Genomic DNA, 20,978 nt, shown 5'->3' on the forward strand with positions numbered 1-20,978 from the left:
TACTGAGTCAGCCGTCACAGCCCGCCGCCGAACCGAGGAGCCCGAGAGTGGATTTCCTGCGCCCCAGCTCGCTGACCGAGGCGCTCGCCGTCAAGGCCGAGCGGCCCGACGCGGTGCCCATCGCGGGCGGCACGGACGTCATGGTGGAGCTCAATTTCGACCACCGCCGCCCGGGCGCGCTGCTCGATCTCAACCGCGTCACCGAACTCGCCGAGTGGACCGAGACCGACGGCAGGATCCGGCTCGGCGCCTCGGTGCCCTACGTCCGGGTGATCGCTGAGCTGGGTGAAGTTCTCCCCGCGCTGGCGATGGCCTCGCGCACCGTCGGCTCGCCGCAGATCCGCAACCGCGGCACCGTCGGCGGCAACCTCGGCGCCGCGTCGCCCGCCGGCGACACCCACCCCGTGCTGCTCGTGCTCGGCGCCGAAGTCGAGGTCGCTTCCGTGCGCGGAACCCGGCTGATCCCGGCCGAGGAGTTCTACCTCGGCGTCAAGCGCAACGCCCTCGAACCCGACGAGCTGATCACCGCCGTCCACCTGCCCGCCGGCGTCGGGCCGCAGCAGTTCGCCAAGGTGGGGACGCGCAACGCGATGGTCATCGCGGTCTGCTCGTTCGCGCTGGCGCTGCACCTGGACACCCGCGAGATCCGCGCGGCGGTCGGCTCGGCGGCGCCGACCCCACGCCGGGCGACCGCCGCCGAAGAGTTCCTTTCCGCGGAACTTCCCTGGTCCACCAAGGCGTCCGTCGCGGATTCGGTCAAACGCCGGTTCGGCGAGCTGGTCTCCCAGGCGTCGTCGCCGATCGACGACGTCCGCGGCAGCGCCGACTACCGCAAACACGCGTTGTCCGTCCTGGCGCGGCGGACGCTGACCTGGGCGTGGAACGACTTCCAGAAGGGTGAACGCGAGTGCGCGTGAACGTGACGATCAACGGCGAAGCCCGCCAGGCCGACGACGTCTGGGAAGGCGAGAGCCTGCTCTACGTGCTCCGCGAGCGGCTCGGTCTCCCGGGCTCCAAGAACGCCTGTGAGCAGGGCGAATGCGGTTCCTGCACGGTGTACCTCGACGAGGTCCCGGTGTGCTCGTGCCTGGTCGCGGCCGGTCAGGTCGAGGGCCGCGAGGTCCGCACCGTGGAAGGGCTCGCCGACGGCGACGAGCTCGACCCGGTCCAGCAGTCCTTTGTGGACGCGGGTGCCGTCCAATGTGGCTTCTGCACCCCCGGCCTCGTCGTGGCCGCGCACGATCTGCTCAACCGCGTCGAAAAGCCGAGCGACGAGGAGATTCGCGAGGCGCTGGCGGGGAACCTGTGCCGGTGTACCGGATACGAGAAGATCCTCGACGCCGTCCGGTTGGCCGCGACCAGGGGAGCGAGCACGTGAAAACCGTCATCGAGAACGCCGCGATAGCCACTGTCGATGGAGCGGGCACCGAGCACGCCTCGGGCCATGTCGTCATCGAAAACGACCGCATCGCGGCCGTCGGCGACGGCAGGGCACCCGAGGACGAGTACGACGAACGGATCGACGGCTCCGGGTACCTGGTGACGCCGGGCCTGATCAACACCCACCACCACCTCTACCAGTGGGCCACGCGCGGTCTCGCCGCCGACCACACGCTGTTCGAGTGGCTCGTCGCGCTCTACCCGGTCTGGGGCAGGCTCGACGCCGACATCACGCACGCGGCGGCCACGGCGGGGCTCACCCGGCTCGCCACCACCGGCTGCACCACCGTCGCCGACCACCACTACGTCTTCCCGCGTGACGGTGGCGACCAGGTCGAAGCCCTCGCCGCCGCCCGGATCCGCGTCGGCGTGCGGCTGCACGTGGTCCGCGGCTCGATGGACCGCGGTGAGTCGCAGGGCGGGCTCCCGCCGGACAACCTCGTCGAGGAGACCGAGGCCGCGCTGCTCGGTACCGAGGCCGCGATCAACCGGTTCCACGACGACTCGGCGGGCGCGCATCTGCAGATCGCGGCCGGGCCGTGCTCGCCGTTCTCGGTGAGCGAGCGGCTGATGACCGGTGCGGCGGAACTCGCGCGGCGCAAGGGAGTCCGGTTGCACACGCATCTCGCCGAGACGATCGACGAAGAGAAGCAGTGCCTCGCGGAGGTGGGCTGCACACCCGCCGAGTACGCCGACAAGCTCGGCTGGCTCGGCGACGACGTCTGGCTCGCGCACTCGATCCACCTCGCCCCGGAAGCCATCCGGCGGATGGGCGCCACGGGCACCGGAGCGGCGCACTGCCCGACGTCCAACGGGCGGATCGGCGCCGGGATCGCGCCGGTCCGGCAGCTGCTCGACGCCGGGGTGCCGGTCGGGCTGGGCGCCGACGGCGCCGCGTCCAACGAATCCGGTGGGCTGGGCGAGGAACTGCACCAGTCGCTGCTGCAGGCGCGGCAGCGCGGCGGGCCGCGGGCGCTGACCACGCGCGAGGCGTTGTGGATGGGCACGATGGGCGGCGCGCGCTGCCTCGGCCGGGCCAAGGATCTGGGCTCGATCGAGGTCGGCAAGCTCGCCGACCTCGCCGTGTGGAACCTCAACGGCCTGAACTACGCCGGGATCACCGATCCGGTCGCAGCCTTGGTACTCGGCGCGACCCCGCCGATCGCGCGGCTGTTCGTCGGCGGCGCGACCGTGGTGACCGACGGGACGCTACGCGAGGAATCCGAAGACGAGATCGCCCGCGAGCTGGCCGTGGCCGGCGCCCGGCTGAGGGAGACGGTATGACCTCGACTGAGACGGCCAACCAGACCACCGCCGGCAACGGGGTGGGGACGAGTCCGCGGCGCCCGGACGGCACGGTCAAGGTGCGCGGTGAGTTCGCCTACTCCTCGGACCTGTGGCACGAGGACATGTTGTGGGGCGCGACCTTGCGCAGCCCGCATCCCTACGCGCGGATCACCGGCATCGACATCGCCGAAGCCCTCGCGGTGCAAGGGGTTTACGCGGTGCTGACGCACGAAGACGTGCCCGGGGTGAACAAGTACGGCCTGGAACACTCCGACCAGCCGGTGCTCGCCGTCGACGTCGTGCGCTACCAGGGCGAGCCGGTGGCGCTCGTCGCGGCGGATCATCCCGAGACCGCGCGCCGCGCGATGAAGCGGATCAAGGTCTCCTACGAGGTCCTCGAACCGGTGACGGATTCCGAGAAGGCCGCCGCGGGCGAAGGCGCGGAGCTGCACCCAGGCGGGAACGTCGTGCGGCACGCCAAGATCCGCCATGGCGACCAGTCGGTCAAGGCCGACGTCGTGGTGTCCGGGGTCTACGAGGTCGGCATGCAGGACCAGGCGTTCCTCGGCCCCGAGTCGGGGATGGCGATCCCGGACACCGAGGGCGGCGTCGACCTTTACGTGGCCACGCAATGGCTTCACGTCGACCAGCAGCAGATCGTCGCGGCGCTGGGCCTGCCCAAGGACAAGGTGCGGCTGACGCTGGGCGGCGTCGGCGGCGCGTTCGGTGGCCGCGAGGATCTCTCGATCCAGGTCCACGCTTGTCTGCTCGCGTTGCACACCGGCAAGCCGGTCAAGATGGTCTACAACCGCGAGGAATCCTTCTACGGTCACGTGCACCGCCACCCCGCGAAGATGTACTACGAGCACGGCGCGGACAAGGACGGCCGGCTCGTCTATGTGAAGGCGAAGCTGTACCTGGACGGGGGCGCGTACGCCTCGTCCACCGGCGCGGTGGTCGCGAACGCCGCCACCCTCGGCGTCGGTCCGTACAATGTGGACAGTGCCTCGGTCGACTGCTGGGGCGTGTACACCAACAACCCGCCCTGTGGCGCGATGCGCGGGTTCGGCGCGGTGCAGGCGGCGTTCGCCTACGAGTCGCAAATGGACAAACTCGCCGAGGCCTGTGGCATCGACCCGGTCGACCTCCGGATCCGCAACGCGATGGCCGAGGGCAGTGTCATGCCGACCGGTCAGGTGGTCGACTCGGCCGCGCCCGTCGCCGAACTGCTGGAACGCCTGCGCGCCAAACCGCTTCCGGTCAAGGACAAGGCGCTCGACCTGCGCCGGATGCCCGGCGGCGTCTCCAACACCACGCACGGCGAAGGCGTCGTCCGCGGGGTCGGTTACGCGGTCGGGATCAAGAACATCTGCTTCTCCGAAGGCTTCGACGACTATTCGACGGCCCGCGTGCGGTTGCAACTCGTCGGCGGCGAACCCGCGGCGACCGTGCACACCGCGGCCTGCGAGGTCGGCCAGGGGCTGGTGACGATCATGCAGCAGATCGTACGGACCGAACTCGGCATCGAGCAGGTGACGATCCTGCCGATGGACACCACCATCGGCAACGGTGGCTCGACTTCGGCCTCACGGCAGAGCTACGTCACCGGCGGCGCCGTCCAGGCCGCGTGCGTGGCGGTGCGTTCGGGGCTGCACAAGCATCTGGCGGGCAAACTCGCCGCGGACGGGAAGCTGAACGTCGTCGGGAACAAGGTCGTCTCGGCGGACGGCAGCGTGCTGGCGGACCTCGCCGACGTCCTCGGCGACGAGGTCTTCGACGAGACCGTCGAGTGGCGGCACCGCCCGACCGTGCCCATCGATCCGGAGACGGGACAGGGCGACGCGCATGTCCAATACGGTTTCGCGGCACACCGCGCGGTCGTGGACGTCGATACCGAACTCGGGCTGATCAAGGTCGTGGCGCTCGATTGCGCGCAGGACGTCGGAAAAGCGCTCAACCCGCAGGCGGTGCTCGGCCAGATCCAGGGCGGGTCGGCGCAGGGCCTCGGGCTCGCGGTGATGGAGGAGATCCAGACCGTCGACGGGAAGATCCGCAACCCGTCGTTCACCGACTACCTGATCCCGACCGTGCTGGACATGCCGCCGATGGACATCGACGTCCTGGAACGCCCGGACCCCAACGCGCCGTATGGTCTGCGCGGGGTCGGTGAACCGCCGACGATCTCGTCCACCCCGGCGATCGTCGCGGCCATCCGCGCGGCCACCGGGCTCGCGCTCACCCGGGTCCCGGTGCGCCCCGAACACCTCACCGGCACCTGAGAGAACCGTACTTTTCGAGCTAGGAGCACAACTGTGGGTACCCGTCTGTCCATTTCGGAGTCCGACGAGCGGAAATGGCTCACCGAGGCCGTCGGCCTGGCCACCGCGAACGTCGAAAGCGGCGGTGGCCCGTTCGGCGCGATGATCGTGCGGGACGGTTCGGTGCTGGCCACCGGGACCAACCAGGTGACGCCGACCCTGGACCCGACAGCGCACGCCGAGGTGGTCGCGATCCGCGCCGCCTGCCAGGCTATCGGCGACTACAAACTCGACGGCTGCGTCCTCGTGACCTCGTGTGAGCCTTGTCCGCTCTGTCTCTCCGCCGCGCTCTGGGCGCGTGTCGGCAAGGTGATCTACGCCGCCGACCGCCACGACGCGGCCGAGGCGGGCTTCGACGACCGCGAGTTCTACGAGCTCTTTTCCCGCCCGCGTGAGACCTGGTCGCTACCCGTCGGCCAACTGTCCCTTTCGGACTCTTTCGCGCCTTTCCAGGCCTGGCTGTCGAAACCCGACAAGAAGGCTTACTGATTTTCTTCCCGCCCCACAACGTTGTGGAGTAGGCATGACCCAATTAGGTACAGAGCGTCCCCACCTGCCCTCGCCCGAGCCGAGGCGGCTGTCCGGGCTCGACCGCTGGTTCAAGATCTCCCACCGCGGCAGCACGATCGGCCGCGAAGTGCGCGGCGGGATCACCACTTTCGTCGCGATGTGTTACATCGTGCTGCTCAACCCGCTCATCCTCGGCGCGTCGGCCGACATCACCGGCGCGCGGCTGAGCACCGAGGCGATCACCACCGCGACCGCGCTGGCGGCGGGGGTCACCACCATCCTGATGGGCCTCGTGGGCAACGCGCCGCTGGCGCTCGCGGCGGGCCTCGGCGTCAACGGCGTCGTCGCCTTCCAGATGGCACCCACCATGACGTGGGCGCAGGCCTTCGGACTCGTCGTCCTCGAAGGCGTCTGCATCGTGTTCATGGCCGTTTCCGGGATCCGGGAACGGATCATCAACGCCATCCCGATGCCGCTGAAGGTCGCGATCACCGTCGGCATCGGGCTCTACATCGCGCTGGTCGGCCTGGTCAGCGCCGGATTCGTGACGCGGACACCGGACGCCGCGCAGTCGACGGTGCCGGTGCGGATGGGGATCGCCGGTCATCTGGAGGGCTGGCCGATCGCGATCTTCTGCCTCGGCCTGCTGCTGATGATCGTGCTCGTGAGCCGCGGCGTGCCGGGCGCGGTGCTGATCAGCATCGCGGTCGCGACCGGGCTCGCGGTGCTCGTCAACAGCGTGTTCCACGTCGAAGGCTGGGGACTGGTCGAACCCAAGGTGCCCGACCAGGTCGTGGCGCATCCCGATTTCAGCCTGCTGGGGGACATCGATCTCTTCGGCGGCTTCGGGTCTGCGGGCGCGGTGACCGCGGCGGTGTTCCTGTTCACCCTGGTGCTTTCCGGGTTCTTCGACGCGATGGGCACGATCACCAGCGTCTCGGAGGAAGCGGGGCTGACCAAGGACGGCAAGGTCGAGGGAATGGGCCGGATCCTGCTGGTCGACGGCGCCGGCGCGCTCGCGGGCGGCGTCACCGGATCGGCCCCGAACACGGTCTTCCTGGAGTCGGCGGCCGGTGTCGGCGAAGGCGCGCGGACCGGGCTGGCGAGTATCGTCACCGGCGGCCTGTTCACCGCGACGCTGTTCCTGACCCCGATCGCGGCGGTCGTCCCGGCGCAGGCCGCGGCGCCCGCGCTGGTGGTCATCGGCGGGATGATGATGGCGCAGTGCGCGCGGATTCCCTGGCGGGACCTGGATTTCGCGATCCCGGTGTTCCTCACCATCGCGCTGATCCCGTTCACCTACTCGATCACCAACGGGATCGGCGCCGGGCTGGTCGCCTACGTGCTGATCAAGATCTGCAAGGGCAAGATCCGCGAGATCGGCTGGATCCTCGGGATCCTGGCCGCGGTGTTCGGGGTGTACTTCGGGATCGAAGGGATCATGTCGTGGTTCTGATGTTCCTCAACGGCGGTGGGATGCGCGGCGGACCGCTGCACGAACAATTGCAGGGCGCGCCGCTGTGCTGCGTGGCGCGTTCGGCGCCGAAGTACCGGTATTTCTCGGTGGGCGACCGGTTCCCGGCGATGTACGAGGGCGGTTCCGGATCCGTGGTCGGGGAGGTCTACGACCTGCCGCTCGCGGTCCTGCGGGACCACCTCGTCCCGGCGGAGCCGCCGGAACTGGAGCTGGGCGTCGTCGAACTGGAGGACGGCGCGGCCTGCCTCGCGACCGTCCTGCGTCCGTCCTTTGTGGACTCGCCTGAGCTGACGGACATCACCGAAGTCGGAGACTGGCGGGCGTATCTCACGACCCTCTGACCTAGCGCCGGGGGGCTGAAGGGGCCCTTCGCCTCATCTCACGCGGCGAAGGGCGCTTTCCCCGCATGCGATGCGGGGAAAGCGCCCTTCAGCCCCCGAGTCACAACCAGGATGAAAAGGCTCACTTTGCCGGAGGCCTACCCTCAGCGTAGGGAAGGAGGCCTTCACGGGAGCAGGGTGCGGGCCAGGGCGACGGTCGAGAGCCCGGCGACGTCGAGCGCCTCGGTGTTCCGCAGTGACCGGCTCAGTACGAACGCCCCTTCGAGGCTGTTCACCAGCCCGATCGTGAGTTGTCGCGCGGCCGCGGGTTCGAGGCCGTACTTCCCCAGCTTCTCGGTGCCCGCGTCGATCCACGCCGTGAAGACGTCGGCGGTGGCGACCCGCAGTTTTTCGTTGGTGCTCGCGACCTCGAGGGCGACCGTCGCGATGGGGCAGGCGTCGGCGTAGTCGGTCGCGCGGAGCGTTTCGGCCGCGCTGGCGAAGCAAGCCTCGATCCCGTGGATCAGATCCGGCTCGTCGGCGAAAAAGATGTCGAACAGCGCGAGGTACATCATCCCGGAGGTGCGGATGACCTCTTCGCCGAGTTGCTCCTTGCCGCCGGGGAAGAAGTGGTACAGCGAGCCGAAAGGCGCCTTCGCCGCCTCGACGATCTGCTTCACTCCGGTGCCGGTGTACCCGTTCCGCCGGAGCAGTTCGGCGCCGGCGTTGACGATACGTTCCCTGGTCCCTGTCACTTCGTCATGATAGAGCGTTCTATCAACCGCCGTCTCACCCCTGAAACGTGAAAGATGCTCACTTCTATTGTGGACGGCGGTGTGATCTTGTCAGGATCGGCGAGGAATCCAACGACGGATCACGAGGTCGCCATGCGCCGTACCGCCCGCTTCGCCATCGCCGCCCTGCTGGCAGTCATCTCCCTAGCGAGTTTCGGGACGCCGGCGAGCGCCGCCGGGACACCGTCCTTCCGCAAGTACGTCGCACTCGGCGACTCGTACACCGCGGGCCCGCTGATCCCGTGGCAGCAGGCGAGCTGGTGCTTCCGGTCGAACAACAACTACCCGGCGTGGCTCGCCACGAAGCTCGGGCTCTACTACCGGGCCGGCGCCTTCACCGACGTCAGCTGCTCGTCGGCGGACACCACGAACATGACCAGCCCGCAGACGGTGCCCTCGCCGAGCCTCGCGCTCGGCAGCGTGCCCCCGCAGTTCGAGGCACTGACCCTGGACACCGATCTGGTGACCATCGGCATCGGCGGCAACGACTACGGCGTCTTCGGCGGCTTGGTCTACACCTGCCCCGGCCTGCGCGACGCGGACCCGACGGGCTCGCCGTGCAAGGACCACTTCACGATCAACGGGACCGACACGCTGCTGGCGGCGATCAAGAACACCCAGCGGAACCTCGAACGGGTCGTCAAGGGAGTCCGCGAGCGCTCTCCCGCCGCCACCATCATGCTGGTCGGCTACCCGCGCATCGTGCCGCCGAAGGGTTATTGCCCCGGCGTCGTCCCGTTCGCCGACGGTGACTACGCCTGGGCCGACGAGGTCGAGCGCGCTCTCAACAAGGCCGTCTCCACCGCCGCTCGCAAGCAGGGTGCCCGCTACGTCGACACCTACGGCCCCAGCCTCGGTCACGACGCTTGCGCCGGCGACGCGGCTTGGGTGAGCGGCAAGGACACCGACCTCTTCCGCGCGGTGGCCTACCACCCGTACGCGGCCGGGATGAAGGCCGAAGCCGACCTGATCTTCAAGGCCCTCGGCGGAACGACCGCGGCCTCGCCGAAGGCGCCGGACGCGCGGAACGCGAGCACTCCGGACGAACTCCGGCACAAGGCCGCGGCGGCGGGACTCGTGCCGAAGTCCTAGTCCCCCTCAACCCTTGGTTCACCATCCGGCGCCACCCGCGGTCGATGTCCGCGGGCGGTGCCCGGCCCTAGCGTCGGGAACCGTTGGGAACCAAGGAAAGAACGGGGAATCGGATGAAACGGCTACTGATCGCCGGGATGCTCCCGGTGATCGTGAGCGGGTTGCTCGCCGGAGCCACACCGGTTTCGGCGGGCGTCCCGCCGCACTACGCCGGCCAGAAGCCGGCCTGGCATCCCTGCGCGGAGGAGGAGCTGATCTCGTTGCCGCCGGGCACCGACATCGGCGGCCTCGAGTGCGCGACCTATCGCACGCCTCGCGATTGGGATCGGCCGGACGAGCGCCAGGACCTGACGATCGCGATCAGCAGGCTGAAGTCGACCGGTCCGTCGACGGCTTCACTGCTCACCAACCCGGGTGGGCCGGGCGGGGCGGGCCGGTGGCAGCCGACCATGTTCCGCGGTCAGGAGAAGCTGCGAGAACATCAGGACATCATCGGCATCGACGTACGCGGGACCGGCAAGAGCACCAACGTCACCTGCCGGGGAGCCGTCGACGCCATCCGGCAGCTGGACCCGCGTGATCGCGATCCGCGCAACCTGAACCAGATCCTGGCCAACGCCGAGCACGCGGCCAAGAGCTGTCAGAACGCCGGCGGCGAACTCGGGCCGCTGATCACCACGTATCAGACGATCAGGGACTTCGATCTGCTCCGGGTGCTGCTCGGCCGGGAGAAGATCAACTGGGTCGGCTACTCGGGAGGCACCTGGCTGGGGGCGCACTACGCGCAGCAGTTCCCGCAGCGGACGGGGCGGTTCGTGCTGGACTCCTCGACGGAGTTCACCACGGACTGGCAGAAGACGTTCGACCGGCAACCGGTCGGCTTCGAACGACGCTGGCGGCAGGACTTCCTGCCGTGGATGGCGCGCTACGACGCCAAGTATCACTTCGGCACCAGCGGCGAGGACGTCCGGCAGACCTACGAGCGTGTGCGTTATGCCTTGTCCCGCAACCCGATCGACGGGAAGGGGCCGATGGAACTCGACACCGCCATCATCTACATGCTGTACAAGAAGGCTTCCTTCCCGGCACTGGCCGATCTGCTGGTCAAGGTCCAGGCCGCGACGGCGAACCCGCGGGCCAAGGCCGCGGGTGACTTCCCCGACGCGCAGGACGCCACCTTCTGGAACACCGTCTGCGGCGAAGGCCGCTTCAAGGGCACCCGTGAGTCGCTCATCCGCGATTCGCAGCGGAACCTCGACCACGGCCTGCTCCTCGCGGGCGGCGGCACGCTGAACGCCTCGGTGTGCCTGTTCTGGGACAAGGAACCGAGGCCGTTGCCGAAGCTGGACGGCAAAGGTGTCCCGCCGGTGCTGATCGTCCACTCCGAACACGACCCGGCAACGGCGATCGAGGGCGCCAGGCGGGCACACGCCGCGTTCGCGAACTCGCGCATGCTGACCGTGACCGGTGAGGGTGACCACGGGCTCTACGCGGACGGGAACCCCGCGGTGGACGAGATCGTGAACGCCTTCCTGGTCGACGGGGTCGTCCCCGCCGACCAGAGCGTCCCCGGGATGCCGTTGCCCGTGCCTTAAAACGCGGCGAGGGTGTGCCAGGCCAGACCGGCGTCCTCGGCGTCGTCGCGGAGGACCACACCTTCGATCAGACCGTAAGGACGGTCGGCGGCGTAGAAGACCTCGTTGTCGTTCTTCAGTCCGAACGGCGACAGGTCCACCAGGAAGTGGTGTTTGTTCGGCAGGGACAGCCGGACTTCGGCGACCTCTTCGCGCTCCTTGAGCACAGCCTCTCCCATCGCGTACAGCGTCTGCTGCAGGGAGAGGCTGTGCTTGTCCGCGAAGGTCTCCAGCAGGATCCGCCGGACCTCGGCGTGACTCGTGGCCCAGTCGATCCCGTCACCCTGGTAGCGCCAGCGCGCGGTCACCGCGGTCGCGAGGATCCGGTCGTTCGTCTCGGCCAGCGTCGTGTACTTGTCGCGTGGGAAACCGTGGAACTCCGAGCCGGTCGACTTGAGCACCACGAGATCGTCCAAACCGGACACCACCCACGCTTGACCGTCCTGAACGGTCACCGCGGTGGTGCGCTTTTCGCTACCGGCCTGGGAGAACGCGTGCTCGTGGCCGGAGATGCGGTTCCAGCCGTGCTCGTCGATAAGGATGCGGGCGCCGGAGATGTGGTCGAACGAGTCGACGAAATGCCGCCCGAGACGCAGGGCGAAGTCCTCGATCTCGCCGACCGGGGCCTCCTTGGCGAAGGCGTAGACGGTGTTCTTCTGGGTGTCGGTCGCGACGACGTCGGCGTTGTCGCCGGTGAGGTGGGTGGCCGCGAGGTCGCCGCGCAGCGACGTCGAAACGGTGAGGTCCTTGAGGTGGTGGACACTGCCCTCGCGCCGGACGGTGACGAGCCGGACTTCGGCCTTGCCGTACTGGTTGGGGCCCAGGGTGATGGCCACGGGCGATCAGCTCCCTCGATAGGTGGAATACGCGAACGGGCTCAGCAGCAACGGCACGTGGTGGTGCTCGGTCCCGTCGGCGATGCGGAAGGTCAGGGTGATCTCGGGGAAGAACGCGTCCGGGCCGAGGTGGGCACCGGTGTCGAAGACCAGCCGGTACACCCCGGGTGCCAGGGTCTCCGGGCCGAGGTCGCGGATCCGGCCGTCGGCGTCGGTCCGCCCGTCGGCGACGGGTTCGCCCGCGCCGGTTTCGAGCCGGACCCCGACGCCCGCCGCCGGTCGTCCCGCGGCGGTGTCGAGAATGTGTGTGGTCACGAGGCTCATGCCATCACCGCCTTCTCCAGCCGCAACGCGGCGATCTCGGCCAGCTCGCGGCCGGCGACTTCGAGTTCCTGGTCAGGGTCGTTCGACAGCCGTGACCGGAGGTTCTCCAGCAGTTCGGCGCCGCTCCGGCCGCTCGCGCACACCAGGAAGACGTGCCCGAACGCGGCTTCGTACTCCGCGTTGGCCGCGGCGAACTCGCGCGCGGCGTCACCGTCCACACCGGACTGTTCCGACCGCGACCAGCCCGCCTCGGTGCTCTCGCCGCCCGCTTTCTCCCCGATCCGGGGATGGGCGGCCATCGCCTGCCGGATCTCCTCCGGGCGAAGCGGGGTGAGCGCCTCGGCCGTGGCGAGCAAGGCGGTCAGATCGGCGTAGGGGCGCCTGGCCAGCAGGGTTTCCACCCAGCGCGGGACGTCGAGGCAGGCGGTCAGCACCGGCCGGACGTCCTGTGCGGGCGCCTGGTTGAACTCTCGGATGGTCAGCGGCACGGGAATGGACGGTACGGCGACGGATCCACCGTCGTCAACATTTTGTTGAAATCGCTCTTCAGTCTTGGTCGCGGTTGAGGTAGTTGTAGACCGTGAACCTCGTGACCCCCAGTGCCTCGGCGACGGTCGACACCGATTTGCGGAGGCCGAACGCGCCGCGTTCCTTGAGCAGCCGTACCGCGCGTTGCTTGGCGGCGCGGTCGAGGGTGTCGAGCTTGCCGCCGAGTTCGCGTTCGACGTCGCCGATGAGGCGGGCGAGTGCGTTATGCAGTTCGAGGGCATTGCGCGATTCGGCGGCGGGTTCGGCCGTCTCGTCGTCGCCGATCTGGCGGAGCTGGAGGGTCACGCGGGTCGCGCCGCCGTCCAGTGCCGCCCTGGCGATGGCGGGCAGCGCGTCGAGCAGGATGTCGGCGTCACCGCGGACGAGGGTGCCGAGCGGGCCGAAGTCGGTGGACAGGCCCGCGTCCTCCGCCTTGTCGCGTGCTTTGACGGCATGCTCGGGTGGCGGGCCCTCGCCGTGGAAAGGTTCGCTGGTGAACTCGGCTTCTAACTGCACCAGGCGAAGGTAGCGCCGCCCGGGCTCATTGACGAGCACAGTGGCCAGAGTTAATGTCGGAGTGTGAAACCTCGATTCCACTCAGTGGAAGTTGGAGGCTTTAATGGACTTGGTGATCAAGGCCGCCAGGGCGATAACCGCCGCCGGTGAGGTGCCCGCGACGGTCGGTGTCGAAGGCGGCCGCATCGTCGCGGTGGAACCGGCGGGTGCCGCGCTGGACGGCGACCGGGTGCTCGAACTCGGTGAGGACGTGGTCCTTCTCCCGGGTCTCGTGGACACCCACGTGCACGTCAACGACCCGGGCCGCACCGAGTGGGAGGGGTTCGCTTCGGCGACGCGCGCGGCCGCGGCCGGCGGGGTCACCACGATCGTGGACATGCCGCTGAACAGCCTGCCGCCGACGGTCGACGTCGCGGCGCTGGAGGTGAAGCGCAAGACCGCCGAGGGGCGCGTGCACGTCGACGTCGGCTTCTGGGGCGGGGCGATCCCGGGCAATCTCGCGGAGCTGCGCGGGCTGCATGAGGCCGGGGTGTTCGGCTTCAAGTCCTTCCTGCTGCATTCCGGCGTCGACGAGTTCCCGCCGCTGGACGCGCGCGGGCTCGAAGAGGCGATGACCGAGCTGCGGACCTTCGACGGCATGATCATCGTGCACGCGGAGGACTCCGAGGCGATCGATCACGCACCCGACCCGCACGGCGAGAAATACGACGACTTCCTGCGTTCGCGCCCGCGTGGCGCGGAGAACGTGGCGATCGCCCAGGTCATCGAACTCGCCAGGAAAACCGGCGTGCGCGCGCACATCCTGCATCTGTCCTCTTCGGACGCGCTGCCGATGGTCGAGAGCGCGCGGCGCGACGGCGTCCGGCTGACCGCCGAGACCTGTCCGCACTACCTGAGTTTCACCGCGGAGGAGATCGGCGACGGCGCCACGCAGTTCAAGTGCTGCCCGCCGATCCGCGAGGCGGGCAACCGCGAACTGCTGTGGCGCGGGCTCGCGGACGGCGTCATCGACTGTGTGGTGACCGACCATTCGCCGTGCACACCCGAGCTGAAACGCTTCGACAGCGGTGACTTCGGGCTCGCCTGGGGCGGGATCGCCGGACTGCAGCTCGGACTGCCCGCCGTCTGGACGCAGGCGCGGCAGCGCGGCTTCGCGCTCACCGACGTCGTCCGCTGGATGGCCGAACATCCGGCCAAACAGGCGGGAATGCGCCGCAAGGGGCACCTCGCGCCCGGCTACGACGCCGACTTCAGCGTGTTCGCGCCCGACGAGGCGTTCGTCGTCGACGTCGCGAAACTGAAGCATCGCAATCCGGTCAGCGCCTATCACGGGCGTCCGCTCGCCGGTGTCGTCCGGAGTACGTGGTTGCGTGGCGAGGAGATCACCGGTGAAGACCCGGCGGGCGTCCTGCTGACCCGGGGAGAATGCTGAGATGGGAGAGACCGTGAACGACCGTCCTGAGTGGACAGCACTGCCCGACCTGGCCTCGCGCAAGTTCGGCGGGACCGTGATGTGGGCGACGGACGAGTTGTTCGCCGAGAAGGAGAACCTGGTCAACCCCTGGACGCCCGCGCACCGGGCGGAGACCTTCGGGCCCAAAGGGCAGGTCTACGACGGCTGGGAGACCCGGCGGCATCGTGAACCCGGCGACGACCAGGCCATCGTCCGGCTCGGGCTGGCGGGCGCGATCACCGGCGTCATCGTCGACACCGCCTTCTTCAAGGGGAACTACCCGCCGTTCGTCTCGGTCGAGGCGTGCGCGGCCGAGGGCTACCCCAGCGCCGCCGAACTGTCCGAAAGGGACTGGGACGTCCTGGTGAAACGCGGCGCGGCCGCGGGGCACACGGAGAACTTCTTCGAGATCGGCGGGAGCAAGCGCTACACGCACGTCCGGCTGACCATGCATCCCGACGGCGGGGTCGCCCGCCTGCGGGTGCACGGCACGCCGATCCCGGATCCGCGCCTGCTGGACCTGGGCGCGCTCGACCTCGCTGCGCTGGAGAACGGCGCGGTGGTCACCGGATGCAGCAACATGTTCTATTCCTCGCCCAACAACCTGTTCTCGCCGGGGCTGGCGGCGCATCAGGCCGAAGGCTGGGAGACGGCGCGGCGCCGGGACGACGGGAACGACTGGGTCACCGTCCGGCTCGCCGGCGCGGGAATCGTCCGGTTCGCCGAGCTGGACAACAGCAACCTCAAGGGCAACGCGCCGGGCTGGGCGGCGTTGAGCGGGCGGGACGGCGACGACGAGTGGGTCGAGCTGCTGCCGAAGACGCGCCTGCAGCCGGACACCCGGCACCGGTTCGCGCTCGCCGAGGGGCCTGAGGTGACCGAGGTGCGGCTCGACATCTATCCCGATGGCGGCATGGCGCGCCTGCGCCTCTTCGGTGCCCTGACCGATCGGGGCCGCGCAGACGTCGCTTCGCGCTTCGAGGCCTCGCGCTCCTGACGAAACGCGGGGTCAGGGGCGCGCGCCCGGCCGGTTCAGGTACGCGGAGAACGCCGAGAGGACGATACCCACCGAGAAGATCGCGGTGAGCCACCACGCGCCGCCGATGGACAGGTTCCACACCAGGGCAGCGGCCATGAGCAGTGCCATGACGATGTTCCTGAGCTGCAGCGGCGTCGGTTTGGCCATGGGGCCACCCTCTCACGCGGCCGGATTTTTTCGAGCGGCGGGCAACCCCACGGGTGTGACATGCGTAAGCGACATGTCAACTTCACCCACTTTCCTGGGGAGATCGAAGTGCAGACCCGAACTCGAAGAATCCCGCGGCGGGGCCTCGTGCTGTTCGCCGCGTGTCTGGCCGGGAGCGCCGTGTTCGCCGCTCCCGCGCAGGCGACGTCGCCCGAATCCGAGGCGCGCTCGCAGAACAAACCGGTGGAGATGCTCTCGGAACGCACCGAGAACTCGTCCACCTTCGCCAATCCCGACGGCTCCCGCACCACCCAGGTGCACGGCGGTCCGGTCCACGTCCGCCGCGGCGGTGACTGGGTTCCGGTCGACCTCACCCTGGTGAAGAGCGCTGACGGCTTGATCCGGTCGAAGGCGCATCCCCGTGATCTCGTGCTGGCCGGCGCGACCGGCAAGGGCGGGGATCTCGCCGCTGTACAGAGCAGGGACGGCAAGGTCGCCCTGCAGTATCCGGGCGCGCTGCCCGAGCCGGTCCTGACCGGTGAGGTCGCCACCTATCCGGAGGTTCAGCCCGGCGTCGACCTGCAGGTCAAGGCCACCCGGACCGGCTTCGAGCAGTTCTTCGTCGTGAAGCGGCGGCCCGACCGCGCGCTGACGTTCACCCTGCCGCTGCGAGCCACGGGGCTCACCACCCGCACCGACGCCGACGGGAACACACAACTGGTCACCGCGTCCGGCGCGGTGGCCGGCAGCGTGCCGGCCGCCGAGATGTGGGACTCGCGGATCGACCAGCGCAGCGGTGACCCCGCCGCGAAGGTCAAGGTCGGGAAGGTGATGGCCGCCAAGGAACGGGGCACCCTCGGCCTCGACGTGACACCGGACGCGGGGTATTTCGCCGACCCGGCGCGGGCCTATCCGGTCATCGTCGATCCCGGTGTCTCGGTGTGGACGAACTTCGACACCTTCACGCAGTCGAACATCGCGACCACCGACCAGTCGGGTGCCACCGAGCTCCGCATCGGCACCTTCGACGGCGGAGCCACGAAGGCCCGGTCGTATCTCCACTTCGACGTGTCGCGGTTCCGCGGCGCAGAGATCGAATCGGCCACGTTGTCGTTGTGGGCCAACCATTCCTACTCGTGCTCCCCGCGCAACTGGGAGATCTGGGACACCGAACAGGTCAACTCGGGTACCCGGTGGGCGAACCAGCCGGCGCCCTACAACCGGTGGGCGACGACGAACGCGACCCGCGGCTACAGCTCGGCCTGCGCGGCGGATTGGGTCCGGACCCCGATCGGGAACCTGGTCGGCGCCTGGGCGGGCGCGGGTACCGCGACCGGTTCGATGGTGCTGAAGGCGGAGGACGAGTCGGATTCGTTCGGCTGGAAGAAGTTCTCGTCCAGCGAGGGTGGCAAGTCGCCGTACATCGAGGTGACGTACCGGAACCAGCGGCCGAACCCGGCCGCCGGGCACGACATCTCGGACCGGGTCGACTCCGGCGGCGTCACCTACACGAAGTCCCTCACCCCGACGTTGCGTTTCACGCCGACGGACCCTGACGGTGGCAACGTCACCGCGGTCTTCTACGTCTATGAAGGCGAAACGATGATCGCGGACTACTGGGCGTGGGACGTCCCCTCCGGTACCGCCGCGACCTGGACGGTGCCGCCGGGATTGCTGCAGGAGAACCACAGCTACCGGTTCCGGGCCACCACGTTCGATCCTGGTGGTGAGTTCGGCGACGACGCCTGGGTCTCGCTGCAAGCGGTGTCGAGCGGGCTCTACGCCGACGTCGCCGCGTGCGGCTGGAACAACGGGACCAAGGTGCAGCAGTGGCCGTCGAACGGCGCGGACTGCCAGAAGTTCTTCCCGTGGGGCACCGGTGACGGCTTCTACCAGTTCCGTGCCAAGCATTCCGGGCAGGTACTGGACAACACCGGCTGCAGTACGGCCAGCGGGAACCCGGTGACCACCTACGACCGGGTGGCGGGCGCGTGCCAGAAGTGGACGATCGAACCGCAGACCGTCGGCACGGGGGTGTATCGGTTCGCCGTCCAGAACGCGGGCAAGCTGCTGGACCAGGGCTGCACCGGGACCCAAGGGGCGCCGCTGTTCATCTGGGACCGGATTCCCGGACGCGGCTGCCAGAACTGGCGGATGCCGGTTTCCCCGGCGAACGGCGTCACGGTGCAGTGGCTGCCGTTCACGGTGAACACCGCGGCCGAGTAGCGCCTCAGGGAGCGGACTGACGTCGTGAGCTGATCACGCCGGTGTTGAAACCGGCGAGGTGGAGCCCACCGGCGAACCGGGCGTGCTCGATCTTCACGCAGCGGTTCATCACGACGTCCAGTCCGGCTTCCATGGCCTGGTCGGCGACCGGTTCGTGCCACAGGCCCAGCTGCAGCCAGAGCGTGCGCGCTCCGGCCTTGACGACCTCCTCGGCGACGCCGGGGAGGTCGTCGTGCTTGCGGAACACGCTGACCAGGTCGACCTCGCCGGGCACGTCGGCCAACGAGGGGTACACCGGCTGCCCGAGGAGTTCCTCCAGCCGCGGGTTCACGAAGTTCACCTGGTACTTGCTGGACGAGAGCAGGTACGTCGCGACGAAGAAGCTCGGCCGCGCCGGATTGTTCGAGGCGCCGACGATGGTCACCGATTTCGTCCGCGAAAGGATGCGGCGGCGCTCGACGGCGCCGACGTCGTAACTCATCCCGCCACCGCCTTGCCGAGTGCCTGATCGAGGTCCCACAGGATGTCGTCGACGTCCTCCAGCCCGATCGACAGGCGGATCAGGTCCGGGCCGACACCCGCCGCGCGCAACTGGTCTTGAGAAAGCTGCTGATGGGTGGTGGACGCCGGATGGATGACCAGCGTCCGCGCGTCGCCGACGTTCGCCAGATGCGACAGCAGTTCCACGGAGTTCACGAACGTCTCGCCCGCCCCACGACCGCCGTCGACGCCGAAGGAGAACACCGCGCCCGGCCCGGCGGGGAGGTACTTCTTCGCGCGGTCGTGATGCGGATGATCGGGCAGTCCCGCGTAGTTGACCCACGCCACCCGCGGATCCGCCGCGAGGTACTCGGCGACGGCTCGCGCGTTGGCGACGTGGGCGTCCATCCGCTGCGGCAGGGTCTCGACCCCTTGCAGCAGCAGGAAGGCCGAATGCGGGGAGAGGACGGCGCCGATATCGCGCAACTGCTCGGCACGGAGCCGGGTGCAGAAGGCGTACTCGCCGAAGTTCTCCCAGTACTTGAGGCCGCCGTAGCTCTCGACGGTCTCGGTCATCCGCGGGAACTTCCCGTTGCCCCAGTCGAACTTCCCGGATTCGACGACGACCCCGCCCAGCGTGGTCCCGTGCCCGCCGAGGAACTTCGTCGCCGAATGCAGCACGATGTCCGCGCCGTGTTCGATGGGGCGGCACAGGTACGGCGTCGCGAGGGTGGCGTCGACGACCAGCGGGATGTCGTGTGAGTGCGCGAGTTCCGCCAGCGCGGCGATGTCGGCGATCCCACCGCCCGGATTGCCGATGATCTCGGTGAAGACCAGTTTCGTCCGGTCGGTGATCGCGGCCGCGTAGTCCTCGATGCGGTCTCCGTTGACGAAGGTGGTCTCGATGCCGAAGCGGCGCAGCGTCCCGGTGAGCTGGGTGACCGTCCCGCCGTAGAGTCCCCCGGCGGAGACGATGTGGTCGCCTGCCTCGGCGAGCGCGGAGAAGGTCAAGAACTCGGCCGCCTGGCCGCTGCTGGTGGCGACCCCGCCGATCGCGCCTTCGAGGCTGGCCAAGCGTTCCTCGAAGGCCGCGACCGTCGGGTTGCCGATACGGCTGTAGACGTTGCCGTACTTCTGCAGCGCGAACAGGTTCGCCGCGTCGGCCGCGTCTTCGAACACGAAGCTCGTGGTCTGGTAGATGGGCACGGCGCGGGCGCCGGTCGCGGGATCGGGCGTCCCGCCCGCGTGCAGGGCGCGGGTGCGGAAGCCCCAGGTGCGTTCACTCATCGCGTCCGACGCTACCTCGCGTCCCACCCCGTGACCATCGTTCCCAGCACGTGGCCGAGCCCGCTACTTGCGGTCCAGGGTGATCACGCTGCCCGGACGGTGCCCGTTCCGGCGCGGGGTCACCGGCCGTGGTTCGGTACGGGACACCGCGACCCCGGCGGGCCGCTGCCGGTCGGCGGGAAGCACCTCCCGCGAGTTCGTCCGATCGGCCAGCCGCAGGGACTGTGCCGAGGTCAGCCACTCTTCGGCGGGCTCCGCGATTTCGAGCAGCAGCGCCTCGAACTCCGACCGGGTGGTCTCGAGGATGTGCGGTGCCGCCAGCCAGCGCAGCACCTGGCGTCCGGTGACGGCCATCCGCTGACGAGGCGAGGACACCAGCCGCTGGTCGAAGTAGCGGATCAGCACCTCGTCCACGGTGTCCCAGGCGTTGGACGCGCCGAAGAGATCCAGCACGTCCTCGGAGCCGAGGATCTTGAACGCCTCCGTCAGCAGCTGCATGACCTCGACCCGCAACACGTTCAGGTGACCGTATGAGGTGAACTTCAGGTTGTTCCGCAGGTCGAGCCCGCTTCGCCGGACCACCGCGACACTGCCGAAGCTCGGGTCGTACGCGCGTTCCCGTACGACGTCGGAGATCCGCTTGTCCCGCCAGAACAACGCGACCTGGTTGCTGAACTGCGTGAACAGCTGGTGGAAATCGGTGTTCGGCCGCGAGTTCGCCGAGCCGAGTCCCTTGCCGTAGCCGAGCACGCGCCGGTACGCGCTGACGCGGTCCCGCCGGGTGTAGCGCAGGACGTCACGCCGGTCGAACCGGTACAGGCCGAAGGCGCCGGGCCCGTCCGAAAGCCGGATGGCGCCGCCCTGGAACAGCTCCTGCAGTTTCTGCACCACGCGGAACACGCCGATCCGTTCGTGCTGGTACAGGTAGTACAGATCGCCGACCGCGATGACCCGTTCCGAGGCGACCGTCTCGTCGTAGGCGTCGACACCCGGCGGCATCGCCGTCGCCCCGAGGTCCGCGGCCGAACCGTCGCCGAGACCGACGAGCTGCGCGATCCCGCCGTCCGCGGGCCCCGGTTTGCCCCGCTGTTCGGCCTCGACCGCGGTGAGCATGTCGTCCAGCTGTTTGAGGACCGCGTCGCCGAGTTTCGGATCACTGCCCAGTTCGTTGGCGAGCTTCCCGGCGACTTGACCGCGCAGGGCCGCGACCCGGTCGAAGAGTTCCCGGTATTCCTTTTCCGTGCCCATCGTCTTCCTCCCGTACGGGTCC

Annotated in this window: 21 protein-coding genes; 12 read left to right on the forward strand and 9 right to left on the reverse strand. The window is 69.0% G+C overall.

Annotated features, from left to right (window positions below; all coding sequences use genetic code 11):
- Positions 1–47: 47 nt before the first annotated feature.
- Genes ACZ5ZX_RS25855 through ACZ5ZX_RS25885 form a run of 7 tightly spaced genes read left to right on the forward strand, consistent with a single transcriptional unit; the run spans position 48 to position 7,373 of the window.
- On the forward strand, positions 48–917 hold the full coding sequence (locus ACZ5ZX_RS25855) for an FAD binding domain-containing protein (RefSeq protein WP_465504561.1): 870 nt from the start codon (positions 48–50) through the stop codon (positions 915–917).
- Positions 908–1,378: a (2Fe-2S)-binding protein gene (locus ACZ5ZX_RS25860; protein ID WP_465504562.1), complete on the forward strand. Its 471-nt coding sequence runs from the start codon at positions 908–910 to the stop codon at positions 1,376–1,378. Before ACZ5ZX_RS25855 ends, ACZ5ZX_RS25860 begins: the two co-directional genes overlap by 10 nt.
- Positions 1,375–2,724, forward strand: coding sequence for an 8-oxoguanine deaminase (locus tag ACZ5ZX_RS25865; protein ID WP_465504563.1), 1,350 nt, complete (start codon positions 1,375–1,377; stop codon positions 2,722–2,724). Before ACZ5ZX_RS25860 ends, ACZ5ZX_RS25865 begins: the two co-directional genes overlap by 4 nt.
- The gene (gene pucD, locus ACZ5ZX_RS25870) at positions 2,721–5,006 is read left to right on the forward strand and encodes a xanthine dehydrogenase subunit D (protein WP_465504564.1); all 2,286 of its coding nucleotides are present in this window, start codon (positions 2,721–2,723) and stop codon (positions 5,004–5,006) included. The genes ACZ5ZX_RS25865 and pucD overlap by 4 nt, the downstream gene beginning before the upstream one ends.
- A 33-nt stretch (positions 5,007–5,039) precedes the next feature.
- A complete protein-coding gene (locus ACZ5ZX_RS25875; RefSeq protein WP_465504565.1) occupies positions 5,040–5,534 on the forward strand; it encodes a nucleoside deaminase in 495 nt (164 codons plus the stop codon).
- A 34-nt stretch (positions 5,535–5,568) separates the two neighbouring features.
- Positions 5,569–7,011, forward strand: coding sequence for an NCS2 family permease (locus ACZ5ZX_RS25880; RefSeq protein WP_465504566.1), 1,443 nt, complete (start codon positions 5,569–5,571; stop codon positions 7,009–7,011).
- Positions 7,002–7,373: an allophanate hydrolase-related protein gene (locus ACZ5ZX_RS25885; protein ID WP_465504567.1), complete on the forward strand. Its 372-nt coding sequence runs from the start codon at positions 7,002–7,004 to the stop codon at positions 7,371–7,373. Before ACZ5ZX_RS25880 ends, ACZ5ZX_RS25885 begins: the two co-directional genes overlap by 10 nt.
- A 164-nt stretch (positions 7,374–7,537) precedes the next feature.
- Here the strand turns inward: ACZ5ZX_RS25885 and ACZ5ZX_RS25890 are convergent, their stop codons facing one another.
- Entirely contained in the window at positions 7,538–8,107 is a 570-nt protein-coding gene (locus ACZ5ZX_RS25890) for a TetR/AcrR family transcriptional regulator (protein ID WP_465504568.1), read from the reverse strand.
- Positions 8,108–8,239: 132 nt separating this feature from the next.
- On the opposite strand from ACZ5ZX_RS25890, the gene ACZ5ZX_RS25895 reads away from it, so the two are divergent.
- Together ACZ5ZX_RS25895 and ACZ5ZX_RS25900 are read left to right on the forward strand one after the other, a co-directional pair.
- Complete coding sequence (locus ACZ5ZX_RS25895; RefSeq protein ID WP_465504569.1) at positions 8,240–9,238, forward strand: SGNH/GDSL hydrolase family protein; 999 nt, start codon at positions 8,240–8,242, stop codon at positions 9,236–9,238.
- A gap of 113 nt (positions 9,239–9,351) precedes the next feature.
- Complete coding sequence (locus ACZ5ZX_RS25900; protein ID WP_465504570.1) at positions 9,352–10,833, forward strand: alpha/beta hydrolase; 1,482 nt, start codon at positions 9,352–9,354, stop codon at positions 10,831–10,833.
- On the opposite strand, the gene pucL is transcribed toward ACZ5ZX_RS25900, so the two are convergent.
- Genes pucL through ACZ5ZX_RS25920 form a run of 4 tightly spaced genes read right to left on the reverse strand, consistent with a single transcriptional unit; the run spans position 10,830 to position 13,076 of the window.
- On the reverse strand, positions 10,830–11,708 hold the full coding sequence (gene pucL / locus ACZ5ZX_RS25905) for a factor-independent urate hydroxylase (protein ID WP_465504571.1): 879 nt from the start codon (positions 11,706–11,708) through the stop codon (positions 10,830–10,832). The genes ACZ5ZX_RS25900 and pucL overlap by 4 nt on opposite strands.
- A 6-nt stretch (positions 11,709–11,714) precedes the next feature.
- Complete coding sequence (gene uraH, locus ACZ5ZX_RS25910; RefSeq protein WP_465504572.1) at positions 11,715–12,032, reverse strand: hydroxyisourate hydrolase; 318 nt, start codon at positions 12,030–12,032, stop codon at positions 11,715–11,717.
- Positions 12,029–12,520, reverse strand: coding sequence for a 2-oxo-4-hydroxy-4-carboxy-5-ureidoimidazoline decarboxylase (uraD, locus tag ACZ5ZX_RS25915; protein ID WP_465504573.1), 492 nt, complete (start codon positions 12,518–12,520; stop codon positions 12,029–12,031). Before uraD ends, uraH begins: the two co-directional genes overlap by 4 nt.
- 58 nt (positions 12,521–12,578) lie before the next feature.
- Entirely contained in the window at positions 12,579–13,076 is a 498-nt protein-coding gene (locus ACZ5ZX_RS25920; protein WP_465504574.1) for a helix-turn-helix domain-containing protein, read from the reverse strand.
- 103 nt (positions 13,077–13,179) lie between these two features.
- Here ACZ5ZX_RS25920 and allB point away from each other — a divergent pair, with 103 nt between their 5' ends.
- Together allB and alc are read left to right on the forward strand one after the other, a co-directional pair.
- On the forward strand, positions 13,180–14,508 hold the full coding sequence (gene allB, locus ACZ5ZX_RS25925; RefSeq protein WP_465504575.1) for an allantoinase AllB: 1,329 nt from the start codon (positions 13,180–13,182) through the stop codon (positions 14,506–14,508).
- A gap of 1 nt (position 14,509) precedes the next feature.
- Positions 14,510–15,526 (forward strand): allantoicase, encoded by a 1,017-nt coding sequence (gene alc, locus ACZ5ZX_RS25930; protein ID WP_465504576.1) that lies wholly within the window; start codon positions 14,510–14,512, stop codon positions 15,524–15,526.
- A gap of 12 nt (positions 15,527–15,538) precedes the next feature.
- Here alc and ACZ5ZX_RS25935 read toward each other — a convergent pair whose 3' ends face one another.
- A complete protein-coding gene (locus ACZ5ZX_RS25935) occupies positions 15,539–15,715 on the reverse strand; it encodes a hypothetical protein (RefSeq protein WP_465504577.1) in 177 nt (58 codons plus the stop codon).
- A 108-nt stretch (positions 15,716–15,823) separates the two neighbouring features.
- Between ACZ5ZX_RS25935 and ACZ5ZX_RS25940 the strand changes: the two genes are divergently transcribed.
- Entirely contained in the window at positions 15,824–17,941 is a 2,118-nt protein-coding gene (locus ACZ5ZX_RS25940; protein ID WP_465504578.1) for a DNRLRE domain-containing protein, read from the forward strand.
- Between the two features lie 4 nt (positions 17,942–17,945).
- Here the strand turns inward: ACZ5ZX_RS25940 and ACZ5ZX_RS25945 are convergent, their stop codons facing one another.
- The 3 genes from ACZ5ZX_RS25945 to ACZ5ZX_RS25955 all read right to left on the reverse strand — a co-directional run bounded on the left by ACZ5ZX_RS25945 (position 17,946) and on the right by ACZ5ZX_RS25955 (position 20,956).
- Positions 17,946–18,422 (reverse strand): CoA-binding protein, encoded by a 477-nt coding sequence (locus ACZ5ZX_RS25945; protein WP_465504579.1) that lies wholly within the window; start codon positions 18,420–18,422, stop codon positions 17,946–17,948.
- Positions 18,419–19,708 (reverse strand): O-acetylhomoserine aminocarboxypropyltransferase/cysteine synthase family protein, encoded by a 1,290-nt coding sequence (locus tag ACZ5ZX_RS25950; protein ID WP_465504580.1) that lies wholly within the window; start codon positions 19,706–19,708, stop codon positions 18,419–18,421. Before ACZ5ZX_RS25950 ends, ACZ5ZX_RS25945 begins: the two co-directional genes overlap by 4 nt.
- Positions 19,709–19,771: 63 nt before the next feature.
- Positions 19,772–20,956: a hypothetical protein gene (locus ACZ5ZX_RS25955; RefSeq protein WP_465504581.1), complete on the reverse strand. Its 1,185-nt coding sequence runs from the start codon at positions 20,954–20,956 to the stop codon at positions 19,772–19,774.
- Positions 20,957–20,978 lie beyond the last annotated feature (22 nt).

Source organism: Amycolatopsis sp. NPDC033938 (assembly GCF_055575975.1).